5 protein-coding genes are annotated in these 3,525 nt (G+C 25.3%); 1 reads left to right on the top strand and 4 read right to left on the bottom strand.

The window, feature by feature from the left end; translation table 11 throughout:
- Nucleotides 1–483 precede the first annotated feature (483 nt).
- The 4 genes from Q0370_RS07310 to rlmB all read right to left on the bottom strand — a co-directional run bounded on the left by Q0370_RS07310 (nt 484) and on the right by rlmB (nt 2,662).
- Nucleotides 484–723, bottom strand: a complete 240-nt coding sequence (locus Q0370_RS07310) for a type B 50S ribosomal protein L31 (protein ID WP_006806019.1) — start codon at nt 721–723, stop codon at nt 484–486.
- A 148-nt stretch (nt 724–871) separates the two neighbouring features.
- Nucleotides 872–1,177: a DUF1871 domain-containing protein gene (locus Q0370_RS07305; protein WP_299574028.1), complete on the bottom strand. Its 306-nt coding sequence runs from the start codon at nt 1,175–1,177 to the stop codon at nt 872–874.
- Between the two features lie 2 nt (nt 1,178–1,179).
- Complete coding sequence (locus tag Q0370_RS07300) at nt 1,180–1,761, bottom strand: hypothetical protein (RefSeq protein ID WP_299574026.1); 582 nt, start codon at nt 1,759–1,761, stop codon at nt 1,180–1,182.
- A 202-nt stretch (nt 1,762–1,963) separates the two neighbouring features.
- The gene (gene rlmB / locus Q0370_RS07295; RefSeq protein ID WP_299574024.1) at nt 1,964–2,662 is read right to left on the bottom strand and encodes a 23S rRNA (guanosine(2251)-2'-O)-methyltransferase RlmB; all 699 of its coding nucleotides are present in this window, start codon (nt 2,660–2,662) and stop codon (nt 1,964–1,966) included.
- Nucleotides 2,663–2,832: 170 nt separating this feature from the next.
- Here rlmB and Q0370_RS07290 point away from each other — a divergent pair.
- Nucleotides 2,833–3,525, top strand: a 693-nt coding sequence (locus Q0370_RS07290) for a hypothetical protein (protein ID WP_299574022.1), incomplete at its 3' end; no start/stop codon positions are given.

Genomic DNA, 3,525 nt, shown 5'->3' with positions numbered 1-3,525 from the left:
GAATCCTGAAACCGTCTTCTTCCTCTGCCGTATCATAAATCCGTTTCCAACGTAATTCTCCCATAAAAATCTATATTATCATTTTCCCCATTGTAATGAATGGGCAGACAAAATTACAAAAATATTTTTAAATTATCAAGCAATTATTATACTTTAAACCTCTACATCCAGCAATTACACTTAATTAATCTCAAATCTTATATTTTTTCAAAATTACTTAAAATCAATTAACTATAAAATCTCTATTCTTTTGTAAATCCTTCAAATCTTCAACACTACTACTTTTTTAAACTACTAAATTACCTTTTAAAATTTTTATTTTTCAATAAATTTAATCTCCTACTATCCTGCTATCCTACTAATTATTTCATATATCATAACAAATATTAAATATATTGTCAACCATTAAAATTATATTAACAGAAAAATCAAGTTAAATAAAAAACAGAGAATAAGTTATCCCTGTTTTCAATATTTTCAAAATTATAAGTTGTATTTTTTCTTAAATTTATCAACTCTTCCAGTTTCATCAACAAATTTAGATTTTCCAGTATAGAATGGGTGAGAAGTTGAACTTGTTGCAACTTTTATTACTGGATATTCTTGCCCTTCAAAAGTTGTAGTTTCTTTAGAAGTTTTAGTTGATTTTCCTAAGAATTTTTCTCCGTTACTTGTATCTTCAAATACTACAAATCCGTAAGATGGATGTAAATCTTTTTTCATAATTGCCTATGCTCCTTTCTATTTATAACTATGATTATTTTCAATATTTCATATAATAATACCATATTTTTCTTTATTTTTCAAGTCTTCATATAGTAAAATTTAGATGAAATATATAAGATTCTATTTTTTTGTATTTTGAAAATATTTAAATACATTTCTTCAAAATTTTCTTTGCAATATCAAACTCTATATTTTCATCAGAATAATATACATCTTCTCCAAAAGCATTTTTAAATACAGTCTGTATCACAAAAGCCAATTCGTCAGTTTTAATATCTTTATTTATAAGCATTTTATTCCTAATTTGCTTAATTTCAAAATCGTATTCATCCTGTGGAGCAAAAGACAATAACTTGATTGGATCCCAAAAATCAATAATCTCTTTTATATTATTTTCAAGTTTTTTTATTTTATATATTTCCTCTTTTTTATTATACTTTTTGAATTTCACAATTAATCAACTCTCTTGTATTTTTCCCAAAATAACTCATCTATTTTAGTCTTTATCTCCATTATTTTACTAATTTCTGCCAAAACTTCCTTATTTTCTGGCAATATATCTTCATAAGGCAAACTTATCATTATATCATCCATTACTTTCTTACTCCCAAATTTTTCAAAAAATATATCAATCTCTCCATTATCAAATAAATATCTCCCTGTATACTTATCTTCCTCATATTCAAATTTAACATTTTTATTGTTTCTCTTAAGATATTTTCTTATTTTAGGAAGAACTGTCTTTATTTCATCTCCTACTTTTATACTTTCTCTATTGTTTAAATACAACTTTTCCATACAAAAAGTTAAAAATTGAGTTTCTGGTTTTGTAAGATTTTCAACAAAGTAACTTAATGAATAGTATATTTTCAAACCTTTGTATATTAAATCTATTGATATCGTTATTTTATCATCACTCAATTTCATTTCTATTTCTTCAGGAACAGAAAAAATCTTCATTATCTCCTTTAAAGATATTTTTTCTATCCCATTAATTCCATAAGTATTATTTAAAATATACTTTTGTTTTCCCATTTAATTTCCCTCCCTTTAGCTATTTTCAAAAATCTAAAAATCCGATAGATACTGTATCTTTTATACTTGAATTTTTTATTTTGCTTCACTCACTAACAAGCAGTCTTGACCCTTTGTGACTATAAATACTGCTGTTACTCGATTTTTATCACTTTTACAATCACCTAAATATTTTTTACGAATAAGAAAATTCTAAATCTTACTATTTTGACATCTCTGATAGTATTATTCCCCCAGCCACAGACACATTCAGCGAGTTTATTTCCCCTTTCAAGTGTATTTTTACAATTTTGTCGCAATGCTCCTTCACTTTTTTTCGCATTCCGTTTCCTTCACTTCCAAGTACAAGACACGTTTTTTCTGGATAATTTTCTTCATAATAATAATTCTGTCCATCAGCTTCTGCACCGTAAACTGTATATCCATATTTTTTTAATTTATCAATCGTATCAGAAATATTTGTGACTTTTACAATATCCACATGCTCAATCGCTCCTGTTGATGATTTTACAACTGTTTCCGTGACTTTCACACTATTTCTATCCTGAATAATAATCCCATCCACTCCAAAGCACTCTGCACTTCTTATAATCGCCCCAAAGTTTCTTGGATCCTGAACCTGATCCAGCACAACTACTCTTGACTTTTCTTTTCTCAAAAGCTTTTCCAAAAACGCAGAAAAATCCACATAATAATCAAATTCCGAAACAAGTGCCACAACCCCTTGTGAATTTTCAGTCCGTCTATCAGTATAAAAAATCTTTATATTCCTTCTACTTGCCAAATTCAATATTTCCTTGATTGTTTCTTTCTTTATCTTCTTATAAATTTCCAGTTTCTCAATATTTTTATCTGATTTCAATACTTCAATTACTGGATTTATCCCTATTATCTTCTCCATGCTTTTCTCTCTCTTTCTATTATTAATATTAAAATAAATGATTTTTTCTAATACTGTTTTTAGGACATTTATTAGGAGGAATTGATATTTTATTTAATAAAAAAGAAAAAGTTGGAATAATTTTTTTGATTATTGGAATAAGTTATTTTGTATACAGATTTCTTTTGGTAATGATTATTAAAAGCAAGATAAAATTTGATTTTTCTGATTATGAAGTGAGAATAAAAGGTCTATTTTTTGAGAAAACTATTGCATATGATGATATAAAAACTTTGACAGTGAGAAAAAATATATTAGGATCGTATGATATTCTTTTAAACTTTGACAGCTCAATAAATATTTATAAGTATTTCTGTGATTTAATAATTGATGTTTCAATAGAAAGTAATCATAAAAAAAGTTATATTTTTTGTGATATAAAAAATAAAGATGAAATTTTGGAATATTTGTTGGAGAAAATAGGTTATCCAAAAAAAGAAATTCGTGAAAAAGTGAATGGAGAAAAATTATATGTGAAATATTCAATTTTTGAAAGATTTCATATGTTGTGCTGCTCAATATTTAGCATAGTATCAATTTTTTCGGTTGGAGTTGCTTGGGGGTATTTAGAATTAATGATTGAATTATTTGTAATAATAATATTATTACTAGTGATGACTATGATAAAATTTTTTAGAAAAGATTATATTATGAAAAGATATAGTAATTACAGTATATCAATATTTGAAAAGAAAAAAGAAATTTATATTGTAGACAGTTTTTTGGAAACAGATGAAAAAGTAGTGATTAATTATAGAAATTATTTTTATAAAGTAAACAATCGTTATTGTTTTCAAAATAGTATTATGCCTAGAGATTATAAA

The organism is uncultured Leptotrichia sp. (assembly GCF_938036635.1).
GTDB lineage: Bacteria > Fusobacteriota > Fusobacteriia > Fusobacteriales > Leptotrichiaceae > Leptotrichia > Leptotrichia hongkongensis.
Note: the sequence above shows the minus strand (reverse complement) of the source record. Positions and strands in the feature narration are given on the sequence as shown.

What these genes read in the sequence shown, in the direction of transcription:
- Q0370_RS07300 (WP_299574026.1), bottom strand. Translation starts at nt 1,761, where the DNA reads ATGGGAAAACAAAAGTATATTTTAAATAATACTTATGGAATTAATGGG.
- rlmB (WP_299574024.1), bottom strand. Translation starts at nt 2,662, where the DNA reads ATGGAGAAGATAATAGGGATAAATCCAGTAATTGAAGTATTGAAATCA.
- Q0370_RS07310 (WP_006806019.1), bottom strand. Translation starts at nt 723, where the DNA reads ATGAAAAAAGATTTACATCCATCTTACGGATTTGTAGTATTTGAAGAT.